We start from the raw sequence: 4,460 nt of genomic DNA, 5'->3' as shown, positions 1-4,460 counted from the left end.
ACTGAGCCCGTTTTGCCTCCGCTTGCTACGCGTTGGCACTCAGTACGTCGCGGAATATGAATTTTGTCCCAGTCCCTTAGGGTCCTTAAACCATGGTGGCCTGCTCGGCTCCGCCCGTTTACACCAGAGGCCAGAACACGTTTAGACGAGCAGACGGTTCCGGCTTGCCCGGCGCCTTTCTCACGCATCCCCCGCTTCCGCCAGTTGATCCGCATCCGCAAACTGGGAATTATACAAGCGGGCGTAGAACCCATCCGCTGCCAGCAGAGCGGCATGGTTCCCCTGCTCGATGATCTGGCCATGCCGCATCACCAGAATCAAGTCGGCATCCCGAATGGTGGACAAGCGGTGGGCAATGACGAAACTGGTCCGGTGGGCCATCACCCGGTCCATCGCCCGTTGCAGCAATAATTCTAACCGGGTATCCACAGAACTGGTAGCCTCGTCCAGAATCATCATCGGGGGGTCCTTGATGACCGCCCGAGCGATGGTCAAGAGCTGCTTCTGTCCTTGGGAAATATTGTCGGCGTCCTCGCTGATGGTCATCTGGTAACCATTGGGCAAGGTGTGTACGAAGTGGTCCACGTTGGCCGTCTTGGCCGCTTGGACCACTTGGTATTCATCCGCGTCCAGCCGGCCGAAGCGGATGTTGTCGGCAATCGAACTGTGGTACAGCCAAGCATCTTGCAAGACCATGCCGAATTGTTCCCGCAAGGCACTGCGGGCAATCGTGCGAATATCGACGCCGTCCACCAAAATTTGACCGCTGTCGATGTCGTAGAAGCGCAGCAGGAGATTGATCATGGTCGTTTTGCCGGCTCCGGTGGGTCCCACGATAGCCACGGTTTGACCCGGTTCAGCGACAAAGTTCAGGTCCTCAATCAATGGGACATCCGGCCGGTACCGGAAGGAAACGTGGCGAAACTCAACCCGGCCTTGGATCTTTGCCGGCAGCTGAGCCGTCACGGTGTCCTCTTCTTCTGGTTCATTCAGAATCGTGAAGACCCGCTTGGTCGCTGCCGCCGCGGACTGGAATACCGCCGACAGCTGGGTCAGGGAGGACAGCGGCTGATTCACCTGCCAAATGTACTGGACGAAGGCTTGCAGGTTACCCAACGGGATGCGGCCGGCAAGGACATTCATGCCGCCCATGGTGGCCGCCGCAGCATAGCTGAGACTGGCCGTGAAGCCCACCAAAGGACTCATCAAACCGGAGATGAAGGCAGCGTTGAACCCCTTCGCCGCCAGCTTGTGGTTGGCCCCGGCGAACTTCTTTTCTGCGTCTTGCTCTTGCCCATACAGCTTGATCACGGTAAACCCGGTGAAGGATTCTTGGACGGTCCCATTCAGCTCGCCCAGTGCGTTCTGCTGGGCCTGGAAGTACGGCTGGCTGCGCCGGACCACCAAGCGAGAGATAAGAAAGGACGCCGGCAACATCCACAGCATCAGGGTCGCCATTACCCAATTAATCGTGTACATCATCACCACTGCCAGAACGATACCAATCACGGAGGTGACTACTTGAATCACCCCCTGCTGCAGGGCGTTGGTAATGGCGTCGACGTCGTTGGTCACGCGGGACAGCAGGTTGCCCTGGGTATGACTGTCGAAGAAGCGGACGGGCAGCCGGTTGAGTTTGCTGGTCAAGTCCTTCCGCAAGTCGCGCATCCCCTGCTGCACGGCGATTGTCATCCAGTAAGTCGAGAGGAACAGGGTCACTTGGTAAACCAGCGCGTTGGCCAGCATGCCGACCACGACTTTCGCCACGTAAGCCAGATCGATGGCCGTGCCGGCGGTCACGTTCTCGCCGATCCGGGTGATGGCTAAGCCCATGATGACCGGCCAGACAGCATTGCTAATGACAGAAATCAGTGTGGCCGCCAGCGCACCAAAGAAGGCCCAGCGATAGGGCCGCAGGTAGGTGAACAAACGGCGCAGTGCTAATAATCCACGGCTCATGCTAATTCCTCCTCGCTTAACTGGGACCGGGCAATTTCTTGGTAAATCGGATTGGTGGCCATCAGCTGCGTGTGCGTGCCATTACCCACCAGTTCGCCGTTGTCCAGCACGATGATCTGATCGGCATGGCGAATGGTCCCTACCCGCTGAGCGACGATGAACACAATGGCTTGCTGTGTCACGGCCGCCAAATTGGCCCGCAACTGGGCATCCGTTTGGTAATCCAAGGCAGAAAAGCTGTCGTCAAAAATATAAATATCCGGCCGGCGCACGATGGCCCGGGCAATCGCCAGCCGTTGCTTTTGGCCCCCGGACAGGTTGGCCCCGCCCTCAGCGAGCACGCTATTCAACCCTTCTGGCTGTTCTTTCACGAAATCCGCTGCCTGGGCAATGCGCAGGGCGTCCCACAATTCACTATCAGTGGCTTCTGCCGCCCCGTAACGGAGGTTCTCGGCAATCGTCCCGGTGAACAAGACGGCTTTTTGCGGCACAAAACCGATCTTAGCGCGTAAGCTGCGCACGGCGTAGTCCCGCACATCGGTCCCGTCCACCGTGATTTTTCCGCGGGTGACGTCGAACAACCGCGGCAGAAGCTGGATCAGGGTGGATTTGCCGCTGCCCGTACTGCCGATGAAGGCCACGGTCTGCCCCGGCTGGGCCGAGAAAGAAATGTCTTGCAGCACGGCCGCTTCACTGTTGCCCGGATACGCAAAATCGACATGGTCAAAGACGACCCCGGCTTGGCCGCGGCCGCGGGCAGCTTGCCCGTCACGGCCCTCAATCTCATTTTTGGCATCCAGTAACGCCTGAATACGCCCGGCGGACACGGCCGCACGGGGATACATCATGAACACACTGGCAAACATGATGAATGAAAAAAGCACATGGAAAATATACTCCACGAAGGCGATCAGCGACCCCACAGCCAGCTGCCCTTGGCCAATGGCAATGGCACCCTGCCAAATGATGACTCCCGTAATGATGTTCAAGACCATAGAAAAACCAGGCTGAGCGAAGGCCATCAGCGTGAAGAGTTTGATTGAACTGTGGGCGTAGGCATTATTCACTTCCGCAAAGCGGCCGCGTTCGAACTTTTCTCGGACAAACGCCCGAATCACCCGAATGCCGGATAATTGCTCCCGCATGCGGCTGTTAATACGGTCCAAGTTACTCTGCTGCTGCTCGGACAACGGTTTGGACAGCACGGCAATCAGCCATACACCGAGTAGCAGAATCGGAATCCCAATGAAAACCATCCAGGCCAGCTGGGGACTGGTCTGGACGATCAGGAACGCACTGGCAATGATCATCAGCGGGGTCATGAAGCCCATCCGCAGAATCATCTGGAAGAAGTTCATGATCTGGAAGGCATCGTTCGTCGTCCGGGTAATCAGTGAGGCCGTCCCCACGGCGTTATGTTCTTCGTGAGAAAAACGGATCGTCCGGGCAAATATATCGTCCCGCATATCCCGCACCACGTTCGTCGTAATTCGGCTGGCAAAATAGGCCAAGCCAATGAGCCCGACCAGACCCACTAAGGCCACGCCGACCATGACCATGCCGTAAAACCAGACGGTACTGGGCCGGCGCTGATTGATTCCTTCATCAATCATCCGGGCCAGCATCGTTGGCAGTCCTAGTTCCAAAATAATAAAGCCGAACACACAAATAAAATTCCCCAGCAGTAAGCGCTTATAGCGGAGGACGTACCGTAACATCAGGCGCAAACAAACACCATCCTTCTCTAGTTGTTTTTCTTCCTCTTCTTCTCTTCTTCCGCAGCCGCGTCTTCCCGTGCTGCCCGGGTAATATCTTGAACGTATTCAATGGTCGCTTGATTGATCTGGAAGGCGACAGAAAAGTGCCGTTCGCCTTGGCGCTGCCATACGTCCACAACAGCAAACGGCGGCACACCGATGACGGTCCCAACGATACCTTCGGCTTGCGCGGCCGCGTCCACCGCGTCTTGAAGCTCCCTACGGGCGGCCGGGGTGACTGTCTTCACTGGGCCTGTACCTGCGAACTCGTAGACCATGATGGCCTTATGCCCCCAGTCCCGGGTATGGGCAATCGGGGTCAAAGGCAGATGCTTCTCGGGCCATTGGCTGGTCGTCTGCTGCAAGCTCTGCAGGGCCCGGTTCACTACCCGGGCGGTGATGCGACTGGTATACACGCGCATATTTTTCATCGTCCGACGCCGCCGCCAGTAACGTACCCCGTAAAAAATAGCCAGCCCAGCAATCACTAGACCAACGATCAGCACCACGATCCACCGCATCTGCCCACACTCTTTCGACTGGATTAACCAACAGTTTCGTTGTTACCACTTTAGCAAAATTCCGGCGGAAACACCATCACGGGTGAGCCGCATGGTCATTTTGCTGACTCGAGGGGACGCGGGATGCGCAGATTGGGAGGTAGGTTAGTGTCCGGTTGCTGGCCCGGGTGACTACGGGCTGCGCGGGCGGGGGCGGCGACGCGAAGCTAGTGCGAAGCCGGGT

3 protein-coding genes are annotated in these 4,460 nt (G+C 57.4%); all 3 read right to left on the bottom strand.

Annotation, left to right across the window (positions count from 1 at the left end):
• Positions 1-180: 180 nt before the first annotated feature.
• From L248_RS00855 to L248_RS00845, 3 genes are read right to left on the bottom strand one after another with little or no spacing between them, the layout of a single operon-like run.
• Positions 181-1,959, bottom strand: a complete 1,779-nt coding sequence (locus L248_RS00855) for an ABC transporter ATP-binding protein (protein ID WP_040534163.1) — start codon at positions 1,957-1,959, stop codon at positions 181-183.
• Entirely contained in the window at positions 1,956-3,686 is a 1,731-nt protein-coding gene (locus L248_RS00850; RefSeq protein ID WP_040534161.1) for an ABC transporter ATP-binding protein, read from the bottom strand. Before L248_RS00850 ends, L248_RS00855 begins: the two co-directional genes overlap by 4 nt.
• A 17-nt stretch (positions 3,687-3,703) precedes the next feature.
• Entirely contained in the window at positions 3,704-4,237 is a 534-nt protein-coding gene (locus tag L248_RS00845) for a hypothetical protein (protein WP_022528131.1), read from the bottom strand.
• Positions 4,238-4,460: the final 223 nt, after the last annotated feature.

This window comes from Schleiferilactobacillus shenzhenensis LY-73, assembly GCF_000469325.1.
Taxonomy (GTDB): domain Bacteria; phylum Bacillota; class Bacilli; order Lactobacillales; family Lactobacillaceae; genus Schleiferilactobacillus; species Schleiferilactobacillus shenzhenensis.
This window is presented reverse-complemented; position numbering and strand designations above follow the sequence as displayed.